The sequence below is a fragment of the Propioniferax innocua genome (assembly GCF_006716235.1).
Lineage (GTDB): Bacteria > Actinomycetota > Actinomycetes > Propionibacteriales > Propionibacteriaceae > Propioniferax > Propioniferax innocua.
In genome coordinates, this window is sequence record NZ_VFOR01000002.1 from 213867 (window position 1) to 237202 (window position 23336).

Consider the following 23336-nt stretch of genomic DNA (forward strand, 5'->3'; position numbering starts at 1 on the left):
CAGGGGCCGGGGTCAGATCGTGACGGTCTTATCGACGGCCCCGGATCGAGCCATCACATGCAGGGAGGACGCGGCGGTGATCCATTCGGCGCGGCTTGCGACGGCCCGTTCGAGTTCGAGCAGCTCGTGGGTCGAGACGTCAGCGCTGACGACATCGGCGATCGCCCCGACTCCATATTCGGAGAGAACAGTGAAATCGGCGGCCTCGAGCATGGCGAGCAGATCCTCGCGTCGCACCCAGCCGTCGTCCTCGAGCAGTTCGCGGGCCGTGCGGAGGTCGCCGTCGATCACATGCCGGAGGATCCGCTGATACGGCTGACGCACCAGCAGGCTGACCACACCGCCTGGTCGCAACACCGAGGCGATGTTCTGCAGCGTTCCAGCGCGGTCGGTGACGTCGGAAAGCACCAGGTGGCACAGCACGGCATCGACGCTGTGGGGCTCCACGACCTCACAGAGGGTGCCGGTGTCACCTTGATGCGTGGTGAGCCGTTCGGTGAGACCCATCTCCCGGGCGCGTCTGTCGGTGTTGGCGAGCTGATCGGGGCTGGGGTCGATGACCATCACGTCGTGACCATGCTGGGCCAGATGAGCAGCTATGGACCCGGTTCCGCCACCGAGGTCAACCACCACCTGGGAGCCGCTGGTGTGTTCGGTGAATTGTTCGTCGAGCAGCGTGATCAACCACTGCTGCGAGACGGACCAACGCGCGGAGTTGTACATGCCCGTCACTGTTCCTCCTCGATGTGGTTGGCCCATCGGGGCCAGCCTAGTGTGATTTCCCGTCATCTGGGATGCCCGGGGCTGGCGCGTCACGGTTTGGGCAGTGCAGGCAGGGCCCAGGAGCCAGCTGCATTCAGGCACCCTGCCCTGCCTCACGATGCGCCTCGGCCCGGAACCGCATCCCCGCGTGTTGCGGGGCGTCGCCACGGGCATGGTCATTGAGCATGGCGCCCACGTCGTCGAGGAAGGTCTCGGCGTCCCGCAGAAGGTCATCGGCCTGCCTCTGCCCCACCCGGGCGCCTGCGGATACAGCGGCGACACGGGGATGGAGCAGTTCGAAGAACCCTGCCCACTCCCCCAGCTCGGGGGCCAGCACCGCGAGGAGATGCCACATCTGTACCGGCTGGCCAAGCCGTCTCACGCCTCTTCCTCGCAGCCGGAACACCGCTGCCGCTCCCTGCAGAGCTGCACGATGTGCTGCCACATACCTCTCGGAGGCCGAGTCAGCCAACTCCGCGGCGAGGAGGGCGGCTCGAGCCCGTCGGAGGTCGGCTGCGGGCGTCACGGAATCATCGGGTTCTGCAGGAACCGGCGCGGATGAGTTGTAAGCGGCAAGAGAGCTGGGCGAACTGAACATGACGACTCCCTGGGTCTGAGCAAGGGGTTCCGCGGCGTCCACGCGAAATCCTTTCCTGGTACGGCCTCTGGATTGCAACCTGTGGGGATGCGGCACCTCGACCCGGGAGCCCCGTCTGCGCATCGGGGTCGAGATCGATACGCAGACGGGGCCGGCCCATGCATTCGATCGCAGTCCGACGGCTCTTCCCCAAGGCCGATCGAACACGCGTTCGAACATGTCCAACTATAGGCAGGGGGTACGACAAAAAAGCAACCCCCAGGACAGGTCTTGACCCCGCCATGGCTCTGGCCACACCCCGCCATGGCTGTGCCACACCCCGCCATGGCTGTGCCACACAGGGGCGGCCCGGCTCCTGTCCGACAAGGCTGAAACATCACCCGCATCCAGTGACCAGATCGCAGGGCCCAAACGCAGGAGCAGAAGCCTAGAATCCCGACGTGGGTTCCCTCGACCGCTTCAGCGCACCGGTGGCACGGTGGTTCACCGAATCCTTCGACGCGCCCACACCCGCGCAGATCGGGGCCTGGGACGCGATCTCCTCGGGTGAGCATTCCCTCGTGGTCGCGCCGACCGGGTCGGGCAAGACGCTGGCGGCGTTCCTGTGGTCACTCGATTCGCTCTTCCGTGAACTCACCGCAGAACCGGACGCCCCGGCAGGCGTCCGCGTCCTATACGTGTCGCCGTTGAAGGCATTGGGCGTCGACATCGAACGCAACCTCGCCGCACCCCTCGAAGGGATCGGCGAAAGGGCCGCTGCCGCAGGGACGGCGCTACCGCCGATCCGCACCGCCGTCCGTTCCGGTGACACTCCTTCGTCGGACCGGGCCAGGATGCTGCGACGCCCACCGCACGTACTCATCACGACGCCCGAATCGCTGTATCTGATGCTGACCTCCCGGGCGCAGGAGATCCTGAGGACGGTGGAGACCGTCATCATCGATGAGATCCATGCGGTGGCCCCCACCAAACGCGGAACCCACCTGGCGCTCTCCCTCGAGCGACTCGACGCCCTTCTGGAACGCCCCGCCCAACGCATCGGCCTGTCGGCAACGGTACGGCCTCTCGACACGGTCGCTCAGTTCCTGGCCGGGGATCAGCCGGTACGCACCATCACCCCACCTTCCACCAAGAAGTGGGATCTCAACGTCCGCGTCACCGTCGACGACCTCACCGACCTGCCCGAGCTCCCCGAACAGGTGGACATCACCGATTCCGCGCTCCCGACCGCCGGGTCGCTGTGGCCGCACATCGAGGGTGACCTCCTCGATCGCATCGAGGCCAACCGCTCCACATTGGTGTTCGTCAATTCACGACGCACCTGTGAGCGCCTCACGAGTCGGCTCAACGAACTGCACCACGAGCGTCTCGGAGGCGACCGTGTGGACCGCTCGGGGCACCTGCCCGCACAGCTGATGACGCCGCGAGATGAGATGGCCGACCCACCCGAGGTGATCGCCCGTTCGCATCACGGATCGGTGAGCAAGGAGGAACGCCAGCAGACCGAACAGGCGCTGAAGGCCGGGACGTTGCGGTGTGTCGTGGCCACCAGTTCGCTGGAGCTCGGCATCGACATGGGCGCCATCGACGAGGTCATCCACATGGGTGCCCCACCCTCGGTGTCCTCGGCGCTGCAACGAACCGGACGTGCGGGGCACAGCGTCGATGCCGTCTCCCGCTCGACCTTCTATCCGTTGCATCGTCTCGACGTGCTTCATTGTGCGGCGATCGTCGACGCGATGCGGGCCGGCGACATCGAGCGCATCGCCATGGTTCCCAATGCCCTGGATGTGTTGGCCCAGCAACTCGTCGCACACGTGGCCGCCCACCCCGATGGTGTGGACGTCGAGGAGTGCTTCGACATGGTGCGTCGCGCCGGGCCTTACCGGGGCCTCGACCGCGAGGCCTTCGATCGGACCCTCGGGTTGATCTGCGGGGCCTACCCGTCCACGGATTTCCCCGACCTGCGGGCCCGCGTCGACCATGCCGATACCGGACTGCTGACGCCGCGCCGCGGAGCCCAGCGGGTGGCCATCACCAGTGGTGGCACGATCCCCGACCGGGGCCTGTTCGCGGTCTACCTCGACGCCGGGGATGAGGCCGCCCGGCGGGTGGGCGAACTCGACGAGGAGATGGTCTACGAGACGCGCATCGGCGATGTCATCACATTGGGCGCCTCGAGCTGGCGGGTCACGGCCATCACCCACGAGCGGGTCCTGGTGGTCCCGGCCCCCGGTCACACCGGGCGTCTGCCCTTCTGGCACGGGGACCTGCTCTCGCGGCCTGCAGCAGCGGCCGAGCGGTTGGGCGAGGTTGTTCGACGGCTCCATGAGCCGGGCCCCGAAGCACCCGACCTCGACACGAACGCGCTCACCAACCTGGTCTCCCTCATCGCCGACCAGCGTGCCGCCACCGGCGTCATCCCCGATGAACGCCACGTGGTGGTGGAACGACTCCGCGATGACCTGGGCGATTGGCGGATCGTGGTCCATTCCCCGTGGGGGCGTGCGGTGAACCAGCCGTGGTCGGCAGCCATCGCGGCTCGGCTCATCGACGCCACGGGGATCGACCCGGTGCCGGTCGCCGGGGACGACGGTTTCGTCCTGCGCCTGCCCGATGGGGAGGTCGATGTGGCGTCGTTGATCGCTTTCGAAGCCGACGAGATCGATGAGATCACCCGCACCGGGGTCGCATCCTCTGCCCTGTTCGCGTCTCGTTTCCGTGAATGCGCGGCACGTGCGCTCCTGCTGCCACGCCGCGACCCCGGCGCTCGGGCACCGCTGTGGCAGCAGCGTCTGCGCGCGAAACAGTTGCTGGAGGTCGCCCGTCATCATCCCGACTTCCCGATCAGCGTCGAGACCGCACGTGAATGCCTCGGTGACGTCTACGATCTCCCGGCGTTGCGCCGTGTGATGGAGGGGCTCGGCGTCGGCCGCATCGAGGTGACCGAGGTCGAGCGCGAGAGCGCATCGCCCTTCGCACATGCGTTGTTGTTCGAGTACACGGGGAACTTCGTGTACGACGCCGACACGCCCCTGGCCGAGAAGCGGGCGGCGTTGCTGTCGTTGGACCCCGATCTGTTGGCCCAGCTACTCGGCACCGCCCGGTTGGCCGAGGTGCTGGATCCGACGGTGATCGACGAGGTGGAACGCGAGTTGCAGCATCTGGCACCCGAGCGTCACGCACGGAACGCCGATCAGGTCACCGATCTACTGCGCACTCTCGGCCCCCTGACCAGGGATGAGATCGCCGCACGCTGCGTCGATGATGCGGTGTTGGAGGCCGGCCTCGCGGGTGACCGCCCGAACTCGGCCAGAGCCTGGCCCGTGGAGATCGGGGGACGCACACGGTTCGCCGCCACTGACGACCTGGCGACGCTGCATGATGCGGTGGGCGTCGCCCTGCCCGTCGAAGCGACGCCCGGCCCGGTCGCGGCCGATCCGATCGCCGCGTTGCTCAGGAGGTACACCCGGACCCACGGACCCTTCTCGGTGGCCACGGCCGCCGAGGCACTCGGGCTCGGACAGGCGGTGGTGCGGGCCGGGCTGGAGCAGTTGTGCATCCGCCGTGATGTGGTGCGAGGAGAGTTCCGAGCCGCTGCCGGGGTGGAGTTCTGCGACGCCGGGGTGCTGCGGCGAATCCGCGCCCGCAGTCTGGCCGCCACCCGTGCCCAGATCGAACCGGTGGAACAACGCGCGCTGGCGGAGTTCCTCGCCGTACATCATCGGCTCGGCGCCGAGCATGGCGTCGACGGAACCTTCGCGGCCATCGAGCAACTCGCCGGGGTCGCGCTGCCCGCATCGGCGTGGGAGAGCCTGATCCTTCCGGCCCGCGTGCCCGACTATCGACCGCAGATGCTCGACGATCTGATCGCGTCGGGTGATGTCGTGGCCTGTGGTCACCGTCGTTCCGGACGCCGTGATGGGTGGGTGAGCCTGCACCCGACCGAGATCGCACCGTTGACGCTGGGCCAGCGTCCACCGGATGTCGAACCGAAACTGGCTCCCTTCCTCGATGAAGGCGGGCTGTTCTTCACCCAGATCGTGGAACGTGCCCGGGCCGAGGGGCACGATCACACCACGGCCGAATGGGAGGAACAGCTCCTCGACCTGTGGTGGGCCGGTCTGACCACCCCGGACTCATTCGCCCCGGTGCGCGCCATGCTGCAACCGCAACGTTCTGCTCGCTCGGCCCCAACCCGACGACACCGCCTCCGGCTGGGACGCACCTCCGCAGCACAGATGGCGCAGGCGCGGCGGATGCAGTCCGGCGGCCCACGGGTGGCCGGACGCTGGACGCGTCTGCCCCGCATGGACGTGACGAACACCGATCCCGCTGGTCCTGGCGCGGTTGCCGAGCACGGGCAGGCCCTCGGCGAGATCCTGCTGCACCGTCACGGCATCGTCACTCGCGATGCCGTGCGCACCGAGCAGGTGGCGGGCGGGTTCGCACTGGTGTACAGGGTTCTGCGCGAATTCGAGGACGCGGGCCTGGCACAGCGAGGCTATTTCGTCGAGGGGCTCGGCGCGGCACAGTTCGCCACCTCGGCAACCGTGGATGCATTGCGCGGTTTCCGCCATGCAAGCGCCCCACCACGCCTGTTGGCGGCCACCGACCCGGCCAACCCGTTCGGTGCGGCGTTGCCGTGGCCCAAGACCACCGGTGCCCCGCGTCCGGCGCGCCGAGCAGGCGCCATGGTCGCCATCGTCGAGGGCACGGCGGCGCTGTTCATCGAACGTGGCGGACGATCGGCGGTGGTTCTCTCCCCCGCCCATGTCCCGACTGCGGCCGGTGTCTGGGTGGCTGCGGCCCGGGCAGGCCGGATTCCCTCCGCGCGTCTGGACACGATCAACGGCGAGTCGGCTCTCGGCTCCACATTCGCAGATGCCTTCCTCGAGGCCGGTTTCGTGATCTCCCCGAGCGGCCTGAGACTACGCGCAAGTAGCCAAAGCGGGGGTCTCTCCGGTTAGTCTGACCCAGCCGAACAATCCCACACTGAAAGAGAAGCATGTCTCCCGACACAGTTGTGAAGATCATCGCGATGCTCCTGTATTTCGCAGGAATGATTGCGGTGGGCGTCTGGGCCACCAAGCGCACCCGAACGATGCAGGACTACATGTTGGGAGGCCGCAACCTTCCACCCGCCGTGGCCGCCTTGTCAGCAGGGGCGTCCGACATGTCGGGTTGGTTGCTCATGGGACTCCCCGGCGCCATCTACATGGGTGGACTGGTTCAGGCCTGGATCGCGATCGGGTTGACGCTCGGCGCGTGGGTGAACTGGAAGATCGTCGCCCCTCGACTGCGTATCTACACCGAGGTCTCGGGCAATGCGATCACGATCCCCTCGTTCCTCGACAACCGCTTCGCCACCGGCGGCCGGGCTCTGCGCGTCATCGCCGGCCTGGTGATCTTGGTGTTCTTCACCTTCTATGTCTCCTCGGGTTTCGTCGCCGGTGGCCAGTTCACGGTCTCGGCGTTCGGTGACGTGTTGTCGTCGCTCGGCCTCTCCGACGACGGTTCGCGCTATATGGCCGGAATGCTCGTGGTGGCCGGGGTCACCATCGCCTACACCTTGGTGGGCGGGTTCCTCGGCGCCTCGTACACCGACTTCTTCCAAGGTGTGCTGATGTTCCTGGCGCTGCTGTTGGTGCCGATCGTGGCGCTGTTCATCGCCGGTGGCCCAGGCGAGGTCGTCAGCAATGTCAACGAGGCTCAACCCGGTTCGTTCAATCTGTTCGATATGGAGGCCGGTGGCGGTTTCATCACGGTTCTCGGCCTGTTCGCCTGGGGTCTGGGCTACTTCGGGCAGCCCCACATCATCGTGCGGTTCATGGCTCTGCGCGACATGCGCGATGCCGTGACCGGACGCCGCATCGGCATCGGCTGGATGGCGCTGTGTGTCGCCGGAGCGATCGGTTCGGCCATCGTCGGCATCGGTTACATCGGCCAGCGCGACGCCCTGACCGTCACCGACACCGAGAACGGCGAGACGGTGTTCCTCGACATGGCCCAGCAGCTGTTCCCCTCGGTGATCGCCGGTCTGGTGCTGGCTGCGGTGCTCGCCGCGATCATGTCCACGATCTCCTCCCAGCTGGTCGTCTCCTCCTCCGCACTGGTGGAGGACCTGACCAAGATGGTCCTCGGCGACGACCTGAAGATGAGCCCCCGACGCCAGGTGTGGCTCGGCCGAGCCGGTGTCGGCCTCGTCGCGGTGATCGCCATCGCGCTGGCGTGGAACCCCGATTCCTCGATCCTCGACCTCGTCGGATTCGCCTGGGCCGGGTTCGGTGCGTCCTTCGGCTCGGTCGTGGTGTTGTCGCTGTTCTGGCGACGCTTCACCGGCCCGGGTGCCATCGCCGCGATGATCGGTGGTGCGCTGACCGTAGCCCTGTGGAAGATCTTCGGCCTGGATGCGGTGGTCTACGAGTTGCTTCCGGGCTTCGCGGTGTCGCTGATCCTCGGCCTCGTGGTCTCCAAGGCCAAGCCGGAGGAGCAGCCCAAGATCGATGCGGAGTTCGACAAGATGCTCGAGCTCCTGCACAGCGAGGTGAAGCAGACCGACGCCACACAGGCGTGACCCCTGTGCCGGGTGCTCACTCGAGCACCCGGCACAGATGAGTTCTCAGCCCTACTGCTCGGAGCGGTTTCTCAGATCAGTTCAGTGACGAGCCTTCTTCCGGTGCTCAATGCCTCGTCGTGCATGGTGGCGAGTCTCCCGGCCAGGGTCCGGTAGGTCTCGAGGGGTTCACCGGCGTCGCGTGCCTGCTGTTCGAAGACCTCGAGTTCATCGGCGAGCAGCCGAGCGTCCTGCATCTCCCCCAGAGTGCTGGCGACGGCCTTCCACTTCCTGCGTTCGTCCTCGGCCGATTCGTGCCCGAGTTCGGCGAGCAGCTCATACGCGTAACGGGCGGCCTTGGCGGCCTTACGGACGTCGTGCCAGTTCTCGTCCTCCTCCGGGTCGGCCTTGGCGGTCTCGAAGCGTTCCTGCACACGGTTCACCGATTTCTGCGCCAGCGCGACGAGCACGTCATCGGCTCGCCCACTGCGTTTCCCGGACGGCGGATCGGCCACGAATTCGGCGAGTTCGGCCAGCAGTCCATCCCATCGTTCTCCGGTGAGCTCACCACGCACCTCGGTGTGGGCGTCACCGTGCCGGGCACGGAGGCCATCCATGATGCGATCATGCACAGGGCCGACGATCTGATCGGAGTCGAGCCCGTCCAGCAGGTTCGAGAACTCCTCGATGAGCACCTCGGCGTCACGGGCTCCCCCGAGCATGGCGCCGGCCCATCGCAGTTCCTGACGCAGCGCCCGCTGTCGGTCCCGTTCGAACACCGATCCGAAGATCTGCAGGATGCTCCGCATCCGCCGGGCGGCCACCCGCGCTTGATGCACCGCATCCGGGGCGTCCTCCCACACGCCTGTTTCGAGTGACTGCAGACGCCCCACGTGGGTCCCCATCACCCAGGCGACCGCACGGATCGCCGGAGCGTCCATGTCCGGTCGCGTGGCCGGTTCAACACCATCGAGCACATGCGCAAGCTTCGACGCCCACGGTGAACGCTGCAGTCCGGCGCCGAACAGCACCTTCTCCACATCGGCGAAGGTCTCCTCCGGTTCGTCCCCCACCAACTCGACCTCGGCCTCCACCCATTGCACGTGACGGTTCACACCAGGACGAAGCACTCGCCCGTCGACCTCGTCGAAGACGATCTCGGCACGAGCCACACCGGCATCGTCGAGCAGTTCGGTGGTCGTGCGGGTGGTGATCAATCGCACCACCGGGAGCAGGGCTCGTGTCTGGAGCACCTCGGCGACCTCTGCACGCAGCTCGGCGGGCACGTGACGCCTGGTTCCGGGCAGACGCACCTCGTGCCGGGCGTCCCCCTTCGCACGTGTCTTGAGGTGCCACCCGGCGTCAGCTCCTCCGCTGCGGTGACGCAGCGTGGTGCGTGCGGCAGACAGCGTCAGCTCGGCGGTGTCGTGATAATCGGCCACGAGGGTGTCGGTACGGGGTTCGGAGATCGACCCCAATTCGCGCAGGTCGGGCATCTCCACACCTTCGGGGAGGGCGTACTTGCGCTCGACCTCCAACGCACGTTCACCTTGTTCGCTCATCGCTCCATCCTTGGACTCGTGTACCGGCCCCCATTGTCCCGGATGATGCCCAGAACCGTCCCGGGGGCTGCTCGGCGGGCCCACGGGCGTCGATCCGATGAGTTTTCACTCACCCTTAGACTTCCCTCATCGCGGAGGCTAGGCTGCGAACGGTCATTCTGGGAGAACAGCACATCGTTCGGAGGACCTTGTGAAGCGCATCGCCGTGTTTCTGACCATGCTCGGGTTGAGCCTGTCGCTCTCCGGTGCCCTGGCGCCGGTGGCTTCGGGGGCACCGACGCCAACTCCGACGCCCACACCGACTCCCACCCCCTCGGTGAGCGTCACCGCCACTCCTGCCGAACCGCAGCTGGATCAGGGACCCACCCCCTCGGCTTCGGAGGACGCACAACCCGATGACGCGACCGCCACCCCCACCCCCGAGACCCCGACCCCATCCGACGTGGTCACGCCCGACGAGCAGACCCCCACGCCGACGCCCACCCCGACCCCGACCGTGACGCCACAGGCGAAGGCTGGCGAGGTGCGCATCGGGCGTCACGTCGTCAAGGGTGCGATCTTGGCGCACTACAACAAGCTCGGTGGCGCGAAGGGGCAGCTCGGTCGCCCGGTGTCCGATGAGTTCGTAGCTGGCCGCAAGGTGCTGGTGCAGCGGTTCCAGGGCGGCAACATCTACTGGCGCTCCGATGTCGGGGCGACGCACCTGGTGGGACAGATCCTGAAGAAGTACGGCGATTACCGCTGGGAGCACGGCCACCTCGACATCCCCGTGTCCGGTGAGTCGAAGGGCGCTCGCGGCACCTACTACAACCGGTTCAAGGGCAACGCGACGATCATGTGGCACCCCAACGCCGGCGCCCACGCGGTGTACGGAGAGATCCACAAGAAGTGGCGCAGCCTCGGCGCCGAGAAGTACGGCTACCCCACGACCGACGAGTTCAGCGGCAACAACCGCGGCGTCTCCCGGCTCAACTGGTTCCAGGGGCCGGACGGCCCGCGCACGATCATCTGGACCCCGGGCCTTGGAACGTACGAGGTGCGCGGCAAGATCCGTGAGACGTGGCACCGCCTCGGCGGTGAGGGCGGGGCTCTGGGCGCCCCGGTCTCCGATGAGTTCACCGGACAGAACGGCGCCCGCGTCAGCCGGTTCCAGCGCGGCATCATCGTGTGGACGCCGGGCACCGGAGCCCATGCCGTCTACGGCAAGCTCCTGCAGGAGTATGGACGCCGCAACTGGGAAGGTGGCGACCTGGGCTTCCCGACCAGCAACGAATGGCGCTTCAAGGACGGTTGGGGGCAGGACTTCACGAACGGTCGCCTGCTCTACATGGACAACGGCACGTACCGCACGCAGGCCCGTGCGAACGTGTACATCCGCAACGCGACCTCCGGCGACGTGCGGCACACCTACCGCTCGGGCTGCCCTGTCGGACCGTCCAACCTGCGCGTGATCGAGATGAACCATCTGGGCTATGACGGCCGCATCCACCGCGGTCAGCTCGTGGTGCGCGCCGGCCGCACCGGGAACTACACCAATGGACTCTCCGCCGGCGGTTGGGCGTCCTTCCCCGTGGAGAAGATGCGCAACCCCGACCACTACCAAGGCAGCGATCCGGCCATGATGCGGGACAACAACACCTCGGCGTTCAACTGCCGTCCGGTGGTCGGCAATCCGTATCGCCAGAGCCCGCACGCCTACGGCACGGCCTTGGATGTGAATCCGGTGCAGAACCCGTACTTCGACGGCCGCAAGTGGTGGCCCGAGAACGGCACCAAGTGGATCAAGCAGCGCCACGGCAAGGGCGTCTTCACCTCGCATGATCCGATGTCGCGCGCGTTGATCGACAACGGCTTCTTCTGGGGCGGCTGGTGGGCCAGCAAGGACTACCACCACTTCCAGCTGTGATGCGGCGGGGGCTACTGGCGGCCGTTGCCGCCGCGGCTGTCACCGCGACGGGGTGTGGCGGCTCGGGTGAACCGACCGAAGACCCGTCCATGCCTCCACCCCCGACGTCCGAGGTCTCCTATGAACCCGGCGCGGAGGAAACCGATACGGGGCCGCAGGAGCCTCGCCCGACCGGTGACCTCGAATCTCCGCTGGCCACCGCGTCGGGTCCGTTGACGGAGGATTCGCTCCCCCAGCAGGTGCTCGACTATCGGGGGGACGCCAGCGCGGCCCGCCAGATCGGTGCCCCGAACGGCACGTGGGTGGCCGAGACCGAGGGCCCGGTCGCGTCGTTCGAGGCACTTCCGGCATGCGGCGACATGCAGGAAGCCGTGGACGCACCCGCCGCGAACCACGCCCTTGCCGGCGCCTACATCGATCCCGATGGCAACCTCGGCATGGCCGTGACCATGCAGTTCCCCGACGCCGACGCGGCCGGCACATGGTTCGGCCTGTTCACCGAACGGCTGCAGCAGTGCGGGCCCGATGGCGCAACCCCGGTGTCCGACCTCATGGCGACCGAGAACGAGGCGACCTATCGTCGAAATCTGGACGTGATGTACACCGAGGTGGCCATCACCGAGGTGGACCGGGTCCTGCTGATCGGTCTTGGCGAAAAGGTGGATCACGCCCCGATGATGGCCGCAGCGCACGACGCGATCGGTCGCTGAAGGGGCCGCTGGGCATCTCCACACGGCATCGAGCCCGGGCAGAAGGTCACACTTGCATCTCAGACGGCGCGTCTCGCTGATTGGACTCCGAAGATAGCCTGAGATGATCCTCAGGTTGCGCCCCCTGTCAGCGCATGGGCATTGGCAGGTCTTCCCGGGCGTCGCCGCACTGAGGGAGAACCACCATGTCTTTGTCATCCCGCATCCGTACGTCACGGATCCGTTCACTGTTGGCCACCATGGCAGTGGCGGCGATGGTCGGCGTGGCTGCAGTCGCCGGCCCACCCGGGGTCGCGTCGGCCGCCCCCGCCAACGATCAGGCCGAGCTCGATCAGGCCGTCACTCGCAAGGCTGAGGAGTTCTCGAGGACCCACGGGTCTCTGGGCCGCAAGCTCCATGCATCCGCCGACTGCACCCTGCGGCGTGACGGGTGCGTCCAGCGCTACGAGCGCGGTCTGATCTACTCCTCCCCCGCCGGCCTCCACGTCGTGCGGGGTGCCATCGGGCAGGCCTACGCCGAAGTGCGCTGGGAGACCAGCCGACTCGGCTACCCCACCTCCGACGAGGACTGCACCCTCAAAGACGGCGGCTGCGTCCAGCGCTTCGAGGGCGGTCTGATCTACTGGACACCCAGCACCGGGGCATTCCCGGTGTGGGGCAAGATCGCCGAACGCTATGCCTCGGTGCGGTGGGAGACCTCGACGCTGGGCTACCCCACCTCCGGCGAGTTCTGTGGCCTGAAGGACGGCGGCTGCTTCCAGCGTTTCCAGGGCGGCCTCATGTACTGGACGCCGCGCACCGGCGCACATCCCGTGTGGGGAGCCATTCGTGGCGCCTACGACTGGGCGCGCTGGGAGACCGGGAAGCTCGGCTACCCCATCTCGGGTGAACGCTGCGGGTTGAAGGACGGCGGCTGCGTCCAGGAATTCCAAGGCGGCCTGATCTACTGGCAGCGTCACGCCGGCGCGCACCCGGTGTGGGGTGCGATCCGCAGCACCTACGAGGCGACAGGTTGGGAGAACGGCAAACTCGGCTACCCCATCGGCGCGGAGAACTGCGAAGCCGGGGTCGGCTGCCACCAGTTCTTCACCGGTGGTGCGATCCATTGGACGCCGGAGTACTGGAGTCATCCGGTCTGGGGTGCCATCGGGGCCAAATACGATGAGTTCGGGGGCGAGCTCAGCTATGCGCTCGACCGCGAATACTGCGGCCTCCCCCAAGGTGGCTGTGTGCAGGAGTTCGGCTACGGCATCATCGCGTGGACGCCGCACCGAGGAGCCTTCGCCGTGACCGGACACATCGCCGACCAGTGGTTTGAACAGGACGCCATGCACGGACATCTGGGCTACCCGATCGCCGATGAGGTCGAACACTCATGGGGTTGGTCGCAGAAGTTCGAGGGCGGCACGCTCTCCGAACGCAAGTGACGCTGACCTTCGCTCGGGCCTGCCCCGGGCGAAGGGACATGTCTTGGGCAGAGTGCCATTCGGTGCCCCCACTGGGACTCGAACCCAGGACCCACGGATTAAAAGTCCGTTGCTCTAACCAACTGAGCTATAGGGGCCCGGACAGCTTAGCTGAAATCCCAGCCGTGCTCACGCAACGAATCGGCCGACACCGACACAACGTCACGCACCGCCCCGGGCCGCGACGGGTTGTAGGTGACGAGCATCAGCGTCGGCGGGTCATTCCAGCCGAGCGTCCAGAATCGGTACGGCTCACTCCCATTCGGCACGTAACCGACCTGCATCATCCGCATCCATCGCCCCGCTCTGACGCTGTCCTCGACTCGCCCCACCGAAACACGCAGCCGCCCATGCGTCGGTGCTGACATGAGCAACCGCAACGCGCGGCGTCGACGCCACCGCGCCATACCGTCGCGCGTCTTGAACCACGCCAGAACGAAGAGGGCGGCAGTGATGATGGCAGCGATGAACATCATCACCAAGGTGAGCGACCTCGCCGGGTCGATGACCAACGGCACGAAGAAACACGCCATGGCCAGCGACAGGAAACTCAAGGACAACGCTTCGAGGCATGCGTACCGAAACGTCACCCACCACGAGCGCGGCGACGCCACTCCGGCGAGAACCGCCAGCCAGAACACCGCGAGTCCCACCATGACCGCGAGCACCACGACCACCTCGGACCACTCGTCCTCCGGGACGCCCTCCGCGATCGCCCAAGGCACCGGCATCACGATCATGGCGCTCATGAGCACGGCCATGGCGAGCAGGAGCCCGCGGAATCCCATCCAGAACCGCGCGGCACCGGTGATCATGTGACTCTCCTTGCGACGCGATCGGCACGAACCTGCCCACCAAGAGTAGAAGAACGCGCGTTCACTCCCCCAGCTCGACGTTGTGCCGTGACAGCCCGGCACAACGTCGAGGTGGGGCGCGTGATGAGGCGTCCTGTTTGAATGGGTGCATGGATGCGTGGCAATGGACGCTTGCAGCAGCGGTCGCGTTGAGCGTGGGGGCGATCGTGTGCGTGATGATGCTGCGTCGGCCCGGAACATCGAACCCGGCGTCGCTCGCCCCGGACGATGGGGCCACGCTCACCGAGAAATCCGGGACGCCGAAGGCCCTCACCCCGGAGCATGGGATCGGCGCGGCTCCATCGCCTCCCAGCGCAGATGGCCAGAGACGCGCAGATGAGCTGACCGACGACGAGGCCGAAGGCATCGCCGCCCCGTGGGCCACCACCGACTTCGCCAACGATGGACGCCGCATCGTTCTGGAGGACGTGCGTGTGCTGGTCTGCGCAGACCCGATCCGTTCCGAGGCAGAACTCGTGGGCCCCCTCGGCCGGGCTCAACTCGAGGGCCGCCCGTTGGTGGTGGTGACGCCGGAGATCGACGATCAGGCCTGCCGCATGCTGATCATGAACCACCGCACAGGCACGGCTGCCGCCCTGTGCGTGCTCGCTGACGACCCCGACCTGACCCGGATCGCAGAACGCGTCGGCATCACCGAACACTCCACCGTGACCGACCGTCAGGCCGACTACTGCCCAGCAGAGCACTGGGGCGAAGCCGACCTGTGGGTCAGCGACAAGCGTCACACGTGGATCGGTTGACCACCCGGCCCGAACGCTGACCGATCAGGCCGGAACGATCGACACCAACTTGGGCGCCCGCACGATCACCTTGCGGATCTCGGCACCACCCAAGGAGCGCTGGACGTTCTCGTCGGCGAGAGCGAGCTTCTCGAGCTCGTCTGCGGTGATGTCGGGGGCGACCTCGAGCTTGGCGCGCACCTTGCCCTTGATCTGCACCACGCACGTGACCGCTTCGGCCACGCGCAGGTCGGGGTCGGCGACCGGCCAGGACGCATTGGCCACCGAGGGCTCGTGCCCCAGCGTCTCCCACATCTCCTCGGTCACGTAGGGGGCGAACAACGACAGCATGACCGCGAGTGCCTCGGCCGCTTCGCGGACCGCCGGGTCGGCCGCGCCACATCCGGAGTCGATGGCCTTGCGCGTGGCGTTGACCAGCTCCATCAGCCGCGCGACGCCCACGTTGAAACGCTGGGTGTCGATCGCGGTGGTCACCTCGTGGATGACCCGGTGAGTCTGACGCCGCAACGTCACGTCCCCCTCGGCAGGGTCGGCACCCACCTCACTGGTGACCTCGGTGGCGATGCGATGCGCGCGCTGCAGGAACTTCAGCGTCGATCCGGGCGAGACATCGGCCCAGTCGATGTCGTCCTCCGGCGGGCCGGCGAAGATGACGGTGGTGCGGATCGCGTCGACGCCGTACTGGTCGATCTGAGCGCCGAGATCCACGCCATTGCCCAGCGACTTCGACATCGCCTTGCCCCCGTTGATCACCTGCCCCTGATTGAGCAGGCGCACCATCGGCTCGTTGAACGGCACCAAGCCCATATCGTGCAGCACCTTGGTGAAGAACCGCATGTAGAGCAGGTGCAGGATCGCGTGCTCGACACCACCGACGTATTGGAACACCGGCATCCATCGGGCCACGGCCTCCGGATCGAACGGACCGTCCTCGTAGTGGGGCGAGCAGTACCGGAAGAAGTACCACGACGAGTCGACGAAGGTGTCCATCGTGTCGGTGTCGCGGATCGCCGGTTCACCGTCGGGAGTGGTGGTTGTCTTCCACTCGGTGGCGGCCGCCAGCGGCGAGGTGCCCTTCGGCGAAAGCTGTTCACCGCGCATATCGGTGGGCAGTTCCACCGGAAGCTGGTCGTCAGGCACCGGGACCTCGCGTCCGTCCTCGGTGTGGAGGATCGGGATGGGCACGCCCCAGAAACGCTGGCGGCTGAGCAGCCAGTCCCGAAGGCGGTAGGTGACCGCACCCCGGCCGGTTCCGTCAGCCTCCAACTTCTCGATCATGGCACGGACGCCGGCCTCGGTGCCCTCGATTCCTTCGAGTGCAGGGGCGTTGACGTAGACGCCGTCGCCGGTGGTGGCCACGAAGCTCTTGGCCGGGTCAGCCTCACCGGTGTCGATGACGGCCCGCACCGGAAGTTCGAGGGCCTTGGCGAAGTCGAGGTCTCGCTGGTCGTGGGCAGGCACCGCCATGACCGCGCCGGTGCCGTAGTCGGCGAGCACATAGTCCGCGGCATACATCGGGATGCGCTCCCCCGAGACCGGGTTGATCGCGTGGACGCCGAGGAACACACCGGTCTTGGGGCGCTCGGTGGACTGCCGCTCGATCTCGGTGGCCTGCTTGGTCTTCTCCAGGTAGGCCTCGAACTCGGCGCGGCATTCGTCGGTGACGACCTCGGCGGCCAGGTCGGCGTCAGGGGCGACCACCATGAAGGTGGCACCGTAGAGCGTGTCGGGGCGGGTGGTGAACACCGTCACCGGCTCATCGCGTCCTTCGACACGGAAGTCGACGTGGGCTCCCTCGGAGCGACCGATCCAGTTGCGCTGCATCGCGAGCACCCGATCGGGCCACTTGCCCTCGAGCTGCTCCATGTCATCGAGCAGGCGCTGGGCGTACTCGGTGATCTTGAAGTACCACTGGGTGAGCTTGCGTTTGGTGACGCTGCTGTGACAGCGCTCGCACTCACCCTGCACGACCTGCTCGTTGGCCAGCACCGTCTGACACCCGGGGCACCAGTTGACCGGCGAGTCCTTGCGGTAGGCCAGCCCGCGTTCGTGGAACCGCAGGAACAGCCACTGGGTCCAGCGGTAGTACTCCGGGTCGGAGGTGTGCAGACGACTCGACCAGTCCAAGCTCAACCCGAAGCGCTTGAACGAGTTGGCCTGCGTCTCGATGTTGGCGTAAGTCCACTCGGCCGGATGCGCGTTGTTCTTGATGGCGGCGTTCTCGGCGGGCAGGCCGAACGAGTCCCACCCGATCGGGTGCAGCACGTCGTAGCCCTTCAACCGCAGGTAGCGCGCCTGCACATCCCCCATCGCGAAGGCCTCGGCATGCCCCATGTGGAGATCACCGGAGGGATACGGAAACATGTCGAGCACATAGCGTCGTTCCCGCGAACCATCATCGAGCGGTGTGAAGGTCTGGTTCTCCTCCCAGAACTTCTGCCATTTCTCCTGGGCGGCGACCATGTCGTACGGGGCGTTCTCAGTCAATGTTCCTCCTCATGCGCCCCAGCAGCCTACCGCTCAGCGTCGGAGTCGGTCGGACAATTCCGCGCCAGTTGGTGGTTGCGCCCCATGGCGCTCGCACACCAGTGCCGACGCCACCACGGCCTCCTGCAGGGAACCGGCGAGATCTGCCGGATCATTGGCGTGCGCACGCAGGAACGCGCCCATGAAGGTGTCCCCCGCACCGATGGTGTCGGCGAGCTCGATGCGCTCCCCCGGAACGGTGATGTCAGGTTGCCCGGTCCGCTGCGCGACCGCTCCGTCGGGGCCGAGAGTCGTCACGGCCAGCGAGAATCCGAACTGATCGCTCCAGCGGCGTGCCGCCTCGAGCGGGTCGGGCTCCATTCCGGCGCCGCGGGCCAGGAACACAAGGTCCTCATCGGAAGCCTTGAGCACTCCGGCGTGCTCCCCGAGCACCTCGAACCATGGCTGGATACGCCGCCAGTACTCCTGCCGATCCGGGATGACGGTGGGGCGCACATTCACATCGATCGACATCGGGCCGCGATGGTTCCGTGCCCACTCCAGCAGCACCTGGTTCGAGGGAGGAACCACCAACGCCAGGGACGCCACGTGCAGCCACGACCCTTCAGCAGGTGCTGTCAGTTCCTCTGCGCCCCAGCCGAAGTTGGACGTCCCGGAGAAATGGAACGCGTAGGACGCCTTGCCCTGCTCATCGAGGCTCACCACCGCAAGAGAGGTCGGATCGTCAGTACGCACCAGATGCGCCGCACCGACGTGGTTGTCGGCGAGATGCTCGGCGATCTGGCGCCCGAAGTCGTCCCGGGAGATCCGGCCGCAGAACTCCACGTTCTCCCCCAGCCGAGCAAGAGCGATCGCCGTGTTCATCGGGCCACCGGCCGACTGCGCCTGCCACGTACTGGCGAACGTGCTGCACTGCGTTTCGGGCACAAGATCGACCAGGGCCTCACCGCACACGACGAACTTCATGCCCCCAGCCTACGAGGCCCGTTTCGCATCCTCCCCGCGGTCATCCTGCAGGTCACGGCGCAATTCGTCCCAGAATGTCGGCGGCAGCGCGCGGGCCTGGATGTCGTCGAGGATCCTGCCGAGTGAGTAGTCCGGGTCGGCGGATCGGACTCGGCTGGCACACTCCACCAGCAGGGCTCCGTTCCCCGCTATCCATGCAGCGACCCCCAACAGACACAGGGGTGGCACCTCCCATTGCGGCAGGGTGTGTGCCACAACCCGGCTCCACAACGCCACGTGCTGTTCAGCAGTGGGACGGTCCATGAGCAACCACACCGCGTCTCGGCACTGGATATCGTCAACCAGCTGAGCCAGCAGGGCGCATGTGGTGGCGTCCATCATTCCGGGGTTCGAAAGATGACGCTGCACGATCGCTTCTGCCAGCGGCAGGCGTCGGCGTCGCTTGATCGCCTTGAGCTGACGTGCAGCTGCGCGTTGGGCGGCCCGGCACGCCGGGTCCTCCGGGTCGGGGCCCGCGGCGAGATCCACCACCGCAGCACGGCCCGGCAGAGCCGTGACCCCTGCCATGACCGCCTGGGCCGCGACCTCATGGCTCTCCACCTCGTAGGGCTCGGGCTCCGGATCACTCGAACAGCAGGCCGCCCAGAAGTGCGTCGTGGTGGCATGGATACGGTCGGCGACGGGGATGGGGCTCACATCGGCGACCGCCTTCACGATCCGGAGTCCGGTGTCGGGGTCGTCCCCATAGGCGACCAACGAGACCTGATCGGCCCCGGAGACACTCACCAGATGGTTCAGGTACCTGTTGACCCCCTCGAGGTCATCGAGGAGATGGGCCGGTTCCGTCGCCTGCGTGCTGAGGTCATCGCCGTGGAAGTCGTCGATGTCGTGAGCCGTGGCGTCCGGCTTCTTCGAGGTCAGGTCGATGCGCGCGGTGAGGACGACACGTCGGTCGGCCGCGAACAGGAACACGAGCGAGTTCTCCGGGTGGAAACCCATGAGATATGGAATGGCGGCGAGAGTTCCTTCGTGGGACCGGGCGCGGATCAAGGGAGGCGTGGAGGTCATGCCCCACGTTATGGACGGGGTGGACGCAAATGGTTCCGCCAAGAAGCTTGGTTGTGGACGGAGCTCGACAGCGGAGCGACGCTGTGGACAACCGCGTGTCGCATGTTCCTCCGGCCCACATCCTGATCAGAGCTCGCCGGGTTCGCGCCGCCGCAGAGCCAACGCGAGAAGGCCACCGATCGCATAAACGGCCGCCACCATGATCCACCCGGCACGGAAGTCGCCGGTGGCGTCCCGGAGCACCCCCATCGCCATGGGGCCCGACGCGAAACCGATGTACATGCCCATCGAGGTGATCCCCGTTGCCGTGCCGACGCTTCCCTTCGCCACCACCTGCATGATCGTCGCATTCACCACCACATTGGCGCCGAGTGTGCAGGCGCCGAGCAGCACTGCCCCGAACCAGAGCAGAACGTGAACCGCCCACAGGTCGGCGGCCAGCAGGACCAGCCCGCTCCCCACAGCACCTGCGGAGATGATGAGGAAGACCGTGGTCGCGCGTCGGCCCGCCCGCATCTGACGTCCCCAGAACACCCGGAACACAACGCCCACCGTGCCGGTCACCGCCGCTGCCAGACCACCGACCATCAGCGGGTATCCCAGCGACTGCACTGCGAACGTCGGCAGATACACGTTGGTGGCCTGCATCCCGAACCCGGTCAGCAGAGCGAAACCAGCGAGGAACCACACGGTTCCGGGCAGGGGCTCCGACGCGCCGCTCCCCCGTCGGCCGCGCCCCACGGGTTCAGTGGCCCCCACCGCGCGCACGGTCACGAGGGACTGGATCCAGAACAGCACCACGACGCCCGCAGCTCCCAAGGCCGCACCTCGCCAGCCGAGCCACAACGTCATGGCCGGAAAGAACAGTCCGGAGAAGAGCTGGGCCACCTGCACACCGGACTGTTTGATCCCCAACCAACCGCTGCGCTGCGCCGGAGGCACGTCACGGATGAGGATGCCGTTGGTCGTCGGATTGCAGATCGCCAACGGCGGCCCCGCGAGCACCGAGGCCACCAAGAGCATCCAATAGTTCTGTGCCGCCGCTGCGAGCACCAGCGCAGCCAGTGAGGACAGGTGCACCACCACGAGTTGGGCCCGGACGCTGATCCGATCGGCGAGCCGTCCCAACCAGGAACTCGTCAGTGCCGCCGTGACGAATGCCACCGACGCGAGCGACCCCAGCTGGCCCGGGGTGATACCGATCTGCTCGATGACTGCGGGCCCCGCCGCTGCCACGCCGTATCCCAACAGGGGGCCGGCCGTCATGGCCGTCACCAGGACGACGAGGAGGGAGAGCGGGGCCTTGTTCACGTGGCTGAGCGTAGCCTCACTGTATGGGCCAGCGGCTCGATGGACGCCAACAGTTCAGCCCGCAGCGGTGCTGCACGATCGCTGAATTCGCGTTGGCGTCGCACATATTCGGCGCGTCCCTCAGGTGTTTCGACGCGCACCGGCGGCAGATCGTGAGAGCTCACGTCATAGGGGCTCGCCTGCATGTCGAGCTGACGGATCTCACGGGCGAGTTCGAAGCATCGCCACAGCAGGTCGGTGGGGGTCAACGGGCTGAGTTTGTAGGCGATCTTGTACAGGTCCATACCCACGTGCAGACACCCGGGATCGTCGAACTCGGACTGCCGCTCCCGCGTCGGCTCATAGCGATTGACGGGTTTGGCGTCGGGTGTGAAGAACCGGTAGGCGTCGATGTGCGTGCAGCGCAGCCCGGTGTCGCGGATCGCGTCGACGATCTCCTCGGGGCTCAGCCGAAGCCCGAGTTGCGGATGCCGCGTCTGCTCGGGACGTAGCCCGTGCACCATGGCCCATTCGTGCATGCCGAAACACCGGAACGTGGGCGGACGCTGGGCCGTGGCACGGAGCAGACGCTCGGCCCACAGCACGGTGCCGGAGCGGTGGCCCAGCACTGCGTCGACATCGACGCCCACACCCCCGGCCAGCCGGGTGTAGTCGCGCACCTCGAGGTACTCGTCGCCGTTCTCGAGCGCGACGCCGTGCCCGGGGTGCCAGCGACGCAGCTGGTACGGGCGGAACGAGTAGTACTCGAACAGGAAATCCTCGATCGGATGTTTGATCCCCCGCGAAGAACGTTCCTTGTGCCCGGCGAGGGCCTCATCGACGCGAGCATGATGTCGCTGCTGAAGCAGACGCCACTCGGGCTCGGGCAACACCATCACGACATCAGGGTAGTCCGTCCGACGCCGCCTGTGGCGTCTTGCGCCAGCGGTCCATGAGGGAGGATGCCGCCGAGGCCAGGTCTCGCGTTGCGCTGCGACGATATCCCCCGTGCTCCAGCCCGGCGGCGGTCTCGAACACGTTGTGGCTCGCCCTGTCTCCCGACCGGAGCCACGACCATGCCATGGCCCCGGTGTAGAGCGGAAGGAACAGCGGCCCGAGCAGGGCCCACTGCGTGGCGTGTACTGCCTCGTGGTGCAGGAGACCCGGGTTCTGCTTCAGCAGGGCGTCGAAGGTGTGTGGGGTGATCACAACGTTTCCAACGGTGAAGGCGCCCGCGATGGGAAACCCGAACCGGTAGCCCTCGGCGAGCCACAGGCGTTCGGTTCCTCGCCGCACCCCGCAACGTCCGAGCCTCGCGACACCCAGCCCTGCAGGCGTCGAAAGGTTGATCCAGTTGCAGACGCTCCGCCATCGCATGACTGCACCCTAAGCCGACGCGCCTCTTACGCTGTGATGCCCGGGCGCCTCTGGTGCTCACTGGCGCCGGAGCATGATGAGCCCGCCCTCACCCCCGGAAACTGTTGCGAACCATTCTCACATATGCTTCTGGTCATGCCCGCCGCAGACCTCCACGAAGCCGCGATCGAACGAGCCACCGAGACATTCGGCGCCCTGAGCACACCATCACGGCTTCGCATCCTGCTGGCTCTCGCAGACGGCGAAGCCACCGTCACAGAGCTGGTCAATGCCACCGGGTTCTCCCAGCCGCTGGTCTCCCAACACCTGAAGACCCTCCGGGGGCTCCGGCTCGCACGGGTCCGACGCAGCGGCCGACAGGCCTACTACGCCCTCGACGACGACCACGTCCTCGGCATCATCAACGATGCGCTCGACCACGCTCACGAGGAGCTGTCACAGCTTCCGGGGCATGACACACACGGCTGACAGAGTCGCCGAAGCAGGCCGGTGCGCCACGGTGTGGCGATGCCCCGCATGGCGGTGAACCCACGTCGGGGCCCACCGCCCCGGGTCGTGGGTCAATGCCGGAGACCACGCACGACGGGCACGAGGAGGAACACGACAAAGAGGATGCCGACCACGGCGCATCCCAGCCAGAACCACACGGGCCGGCTTTCAGGAGTGACCCCCAGAAAGGCGATCGCCAGCCCGAAGATCATGGCGAGGACGGTGGTCGCGGCGACCATCGGGGTCGAGTAACGGGGTTGTTCGTTCACCAGGGCACTCCCATGAAGTAGGGCACCACGACGAGTGCCAACGCAGCCACGAGTAGGACAAAGGCGCCGATGGTGACCTGTCGCTTGCTGAGCTGCCTGCCGACCAACCCGTAGACCAGCCCAAGCGCACCGACGAGAAGGGCACCGTAGGAGACGTGCATCAGGACCCCTTTCGACGCCGCAACCCTTCCAACGCGGTGATTGATGCACAAGCA

The 23336-nt window shown here is 66.8% G+C and carries 19 protein-coding genes and 1 tRNA gene; 7 read left to right on the top strand and 13 right to left on the bottom strand.

Translation table 11 applies throughout. From position 1 onward, the window contains the following. Window positions 1–12: 12 nt before the first annotated feature. The gene (locus tag FB460_RS07685) at window positions 13–723 is read right to left on the bottom strand and encodes a class I SAM-dependent methyltransferase (RefSeq protein WP_170210002.1); all 711 of its coding nucleotides are present in this window, start codon (window positions 721–723) and stop codon (window positions 13–15) included. A 133-nt stretch (window positions 724–856) separates the two neighbouring features. Further along, window positions 857–1402, bottom strand: coding sequence for an SAV_6107 family HEPN domain-containing protein (locus FB460_RS13050; protein ID WP_211345906.1), 546 nt, complete (start codon window positions 1400–1402; stop codon window positions 857–859). Between the two features lie 398 nt (window positions 1403–1800). On the opposite strand from FB460_RS13050, the gene FB460_RS07690 reads away from it, so the two are divergent. Together FB460_RS07690 and putP are read left to right on the top strand one after the other, a co-directional pair. Beyond that, window positions 1801–6330: an ATP-dependent helicase gene (locus FB460_RS07690; RefSeq protein WP_142093564.1), complete on the top strand. Its 4530-nt coding sequence runs from the start codon at window positions 1801–1803 to the stop codon at window positions 6328–6330. A gap of 38 nt (window positions 6331–6368) precedes the next feature. Beyond that, window positions 6369–7937 carry a sodium/proline symporter PutP gene (gene putP / locus FB460_RS07695; RefSeq protein WP_142093565.1) on the top strand — a complete coding sequence of 523 codons (1569 nt, stop codon included), beginning with the start codon at window positions 6369–6371 and terminating at the stop codon, window positions 7935–7937. 71 nt (window positions 7938–8008) lie between these two features. Here putP and FB460_RS07700 read toward each other — a convergent pair whose 3' ends face one another. Next, window positions 8009–9478 carry a CYTH and CHAD domain-containing protein gene (locus FB460_RS07700; protein WP_142093566.1) on the bottom strand — a complete coding sequence of 490 codons (1470 nt, stop codon included), beginning with the start codon at window positions 9476–9478 and terminating at the stop codon, window positions 8009–8011. Between the two features lie 190 nt (window positions 9479–9668). Between FB460_RS07700 and FB460_RS07705 the strand changes: the two genes are divergently transcribed. From FB460_RS07705 to FB460_RS07715, 3 genes are all read left to right on the top strand, one after another. Then, window positions 9669–11384 carry a M15 family metallopeptidase gene (locus FB460_RS07705; RefSeq protein WP_170210004.1) on the top strand — a complete coding sequence of 572 codons (1716 nt, stop codon included), beginning with the start codon at window positions 9669–9671 and terminating at the stop codon, window positions 11382–11384. An 89-nt stretch (window positions 11385–11473) separates the two neighbouring features. Beyond that, complete coding sequence (locus FB460_RS07710; RefSeq protein WP_142093568.1) at window positions 11474–12094, top strand: hypothetical protein; 621 nt, start codon at window positions 11474–11476, stop codon at window positions 12092–12094. Window positions 12095–12279: 185 nt separating this feature from the next. Further along, window positions 12280–13521 carry a hypothetical protein gene (locus FB460_RS07715; protein WP_142093569.1) on the top strand — a complete coding sequence of 414 codons (1242 nt, stop codon included), beginning with the start codon at window positions 12280–12282 and terminating at the stop codon, window positions 13519–13521. A 63-nt stretch (window positions 13522–13584) separates the two neighbouring features. Here the strand turns inward: FB460_RS07715 and FB460_RS07720 are convergent. Continuing rightward, window positions 13585–13658 (bottom strand) — tRNA-Lys (locus FB460_RS07720). A 9-nt stretch (window positions 13659–13667) separates the two neighbouring features. Continuing rightward, the gene (locus tag FB460_RS07725) at window positions 13668–14375 is read right to left on the bottom strand and encodes a hypothetical protein (protein WP_142093570.1); all 708 of its coding nucleotides are present in this window, start codon (window positions 14373–14375) and stop codon (window positions 13668–13670) included. Between the two features lie 149 nt (window positions 14376–14524). Here FB460_RS07725 and FB460_RS07730 point away from each other — a divergent pair, with 149 nt between their 5' ends. Then, a complete protein-coding gene (locus tag FB460_RS07730) occupies window positions 14525–15175 on the top strand; it encodes a hypothetical protein (protein ID WP_142093571.1) in 651 nt (216 codons plus the stop codon). 24 nt (window positions 15176–15199) lie between these two features. Here the strand turns inward: FB460_RS07730 and leuS are convergent, their stop codons facing one another. The 6 genes from leuS to FB460_RS07760 all read right to left on the bottom strand — a co-directional run bounded on the left by leuS (window position 15200) and on the right by FB460_RS07760 (window position 22363). Then, a complete protein-coding gene (gene leuS / locus FB460_RS07735) occupies window positions 15200–17638 on the bottom strand; it encodes a leucine--tRNA ligase (RefSeq protein ID WP_142094267.1) in 2439 nt (812 codons plus the stop codon). A gap of 57 nt (window positions 17639–17695) precedes the next feature. Next, complete coding sequence (locus FB460_RS07740) at window positions 17696–18628, bottom strand: carbohydrate kinase family protein (protein WP_142093572.1); 933 nt, start codon at window positions 18626–18628, stop codon at window positions 17696–17698. Between the two features lie 9 nt (window positions 18629–18637). Next, window positions 18638–19696, bottom strand: a complete 1059-nt coding sequence (locus FB460_RS07745; protein WP_142093573.1) for a DUF4192 domain-containing protein — start codon at window positions 19694–19696, stop codon at window positions 18638–18640. A gap of 126 nt (window positions 19697–19822) precedes the next feature. Then, window positions 19823–21007, bottom strand: coding sequence for an MFS transporter (locus tag FB460_RS07750; protein WP_211345907.1), 1185 nt, complete (start codon window positions 21005–21007; stop codon window positions 19823–19825). Continuing rightward, window positions 21004–21882, bottom strand: coding sequence for a 3-methyladenine DNA glycosylase (locus FB460_RS07755; protein WP_142094269.1), 879 nt, complete (start codon window positions 21880–21882; stop codon window positions 21004–21006). Before FB460_RS07755 ends, FB460_RS07750 begins: the two co-directional genes overlap by 4 nt. A gap of 7 nt (window positions 21883–21889) precedes the next feature. Next, entirely contained in the window at window positions 21890–22363 is a 474-nt protein-coding gene (locus FB460_RS07760; RefSeq protein WP_142093574.1) for a hypothetical protein, read from the bottom strand. A 135-nt stretch (window positions 22364–22498) separates the two neighbouring features. Here FB460_RS07760 and FB460_RS07765 point away from each other — a divergent pair, with 135 nt between their 5' ends. After that, window positions 22499–22831, top strand: coding sequence for an ArsR/SmtB family transcription factor (locus FB460_RS07765; RefSeq protein ID WP_211345908.1), 333 nt, complete (start codon window positions 22499–22501; stop codon window positions 22829–22831). 92 nt (window positions 22832–22923) lie between these two features. On the opposite strand, the gene FB460_RS07770 is transcribed toward FB460_RS07765, so the two are convergent. Both FB460_RS07770 and FB460_RS13055 read right to left on the bottom strand, forming a co-directional pair. Then, window positions 22924–23121 (bottom strand): hypothetical protein, encoded by a 198-nt coding sequence (locus tag FB460_RS07770; RefSeq protein ID WP_142093576.1) that lies wholly within the window; start codon window positions 23119–23121, stop codon window positions 22924–22926. After that, entirely contained in the window at window positions 23118–23282 is a 165-nt protein-coding gene (locus tag FB460_RS13055) for a hypothetical protein (protein WP_170210005.1), read from the bottom strand. Before FB460_RS13055 ends, FB460_RS07770 begins: the two co-directional genes overlap by 4 nt. Between the last annotated feature and the right edge of the window lie 54 nt (window positions 23283–23336).

Bases quoted from the DNA above. Each gene is read 5' to 3' on its own strand.
- FB460_RS13055 (WP_170210005.1), bottom strand. From the start codon at position 23,282: ATGCACGTCTCCTACGGTGCCCTTCTCGTCGGTGCGCTTGGGCTGGTC.
- FB460_RS07725 (WP_142093570.1), bottom strand. From the start codon at position 14,375: ATGATCACCGGTGCCGCGCGGTTCTGGATGGGATTCCGCGGGCTCCTG.
- FB460_RS07745 (WP_142093573.1), bottom strand. From the start codon at position 19,696: ATGACCTCCACGCCTCCCTTGATCCGCGCCCGGTCCCACGAAGGAACT.
- FB460_RS07715 (WP_142093569.1), top strand. From the start codon at position 12,280: ATGTCTTTGTCATCCCGCATCCGTACGTCACGGATCCGTTCACTGTTG.
- FB460_RS07755 (WP_142094269.1), bottom strand. From the start codon at position 21,882: ATGGTGTTGCCCGAGCCCGAGTGGCGTCTGCTTCAGCAGCGACATCAT.
- FB460_RS07740 (WP_142093572.1), bottom strand. From the start codon at position 18,628: ATGAAGTTCGTCGTGTGCGGTGAGGCCCTGGTCGATCTTGTGCCCGAA.
- leuS (WP_142094267.1), bottom strand. From the start codon at position 17,638: ATGGTCGCCGCCCAGGAGAAATGGCAGAAGTTCTGGGAGGAGAACCAG.
- FB460_RS07685 (WP_170210002.1), bottom strand. From the start codon at position 723: ATGTACAACTCCGCGCGTTGGTCCGTCTCGCAGCAGTGGTTGATCACG.
- FB460_RS07765 (WP_211345908.1), top strand. From the start codon at position 22,499: ATGCCCGCCGCAGACCTCCACGAAGCCGCGATCGAACGAGCCACCGAG.
- FB460_RS07700 (WP_142093566.1), bottom strand. From the start codon at position 9,478: ATGAGCGAACAAGGTGAACGTGCGTTGGAGGTCGAGCGCAAGTACGCC.
- FB460_RS07730 (WP_142093571.1), top strand. From the start codon at position 14,525: ATGGATGCGTGGCAATGGACGCTTGCAGCAGCGGTCGCGTTGAGCGTG.
- FB460_RS07710 (WP_142093568.1), top strand. From the start codon at position 11,474: ATGCCTCCACCCCCGACGTCCGAGGTCTCCTATGAACCCGGCGCGGAG.
- FB460_RS07760 (WP_142093574.1), bottom strand. From the start codon at position 22,363: ATGCGATGGCGGAGCGTCTGCAACTGGATCAACCTTTCGACGCCTGCA.
- putP (WP_142093565.1), top strand. From the start codon at position 6,369: ATGTCTCCCGACACAGTTGTGAAGATCATCGCGATGCTCCTGTATTTC.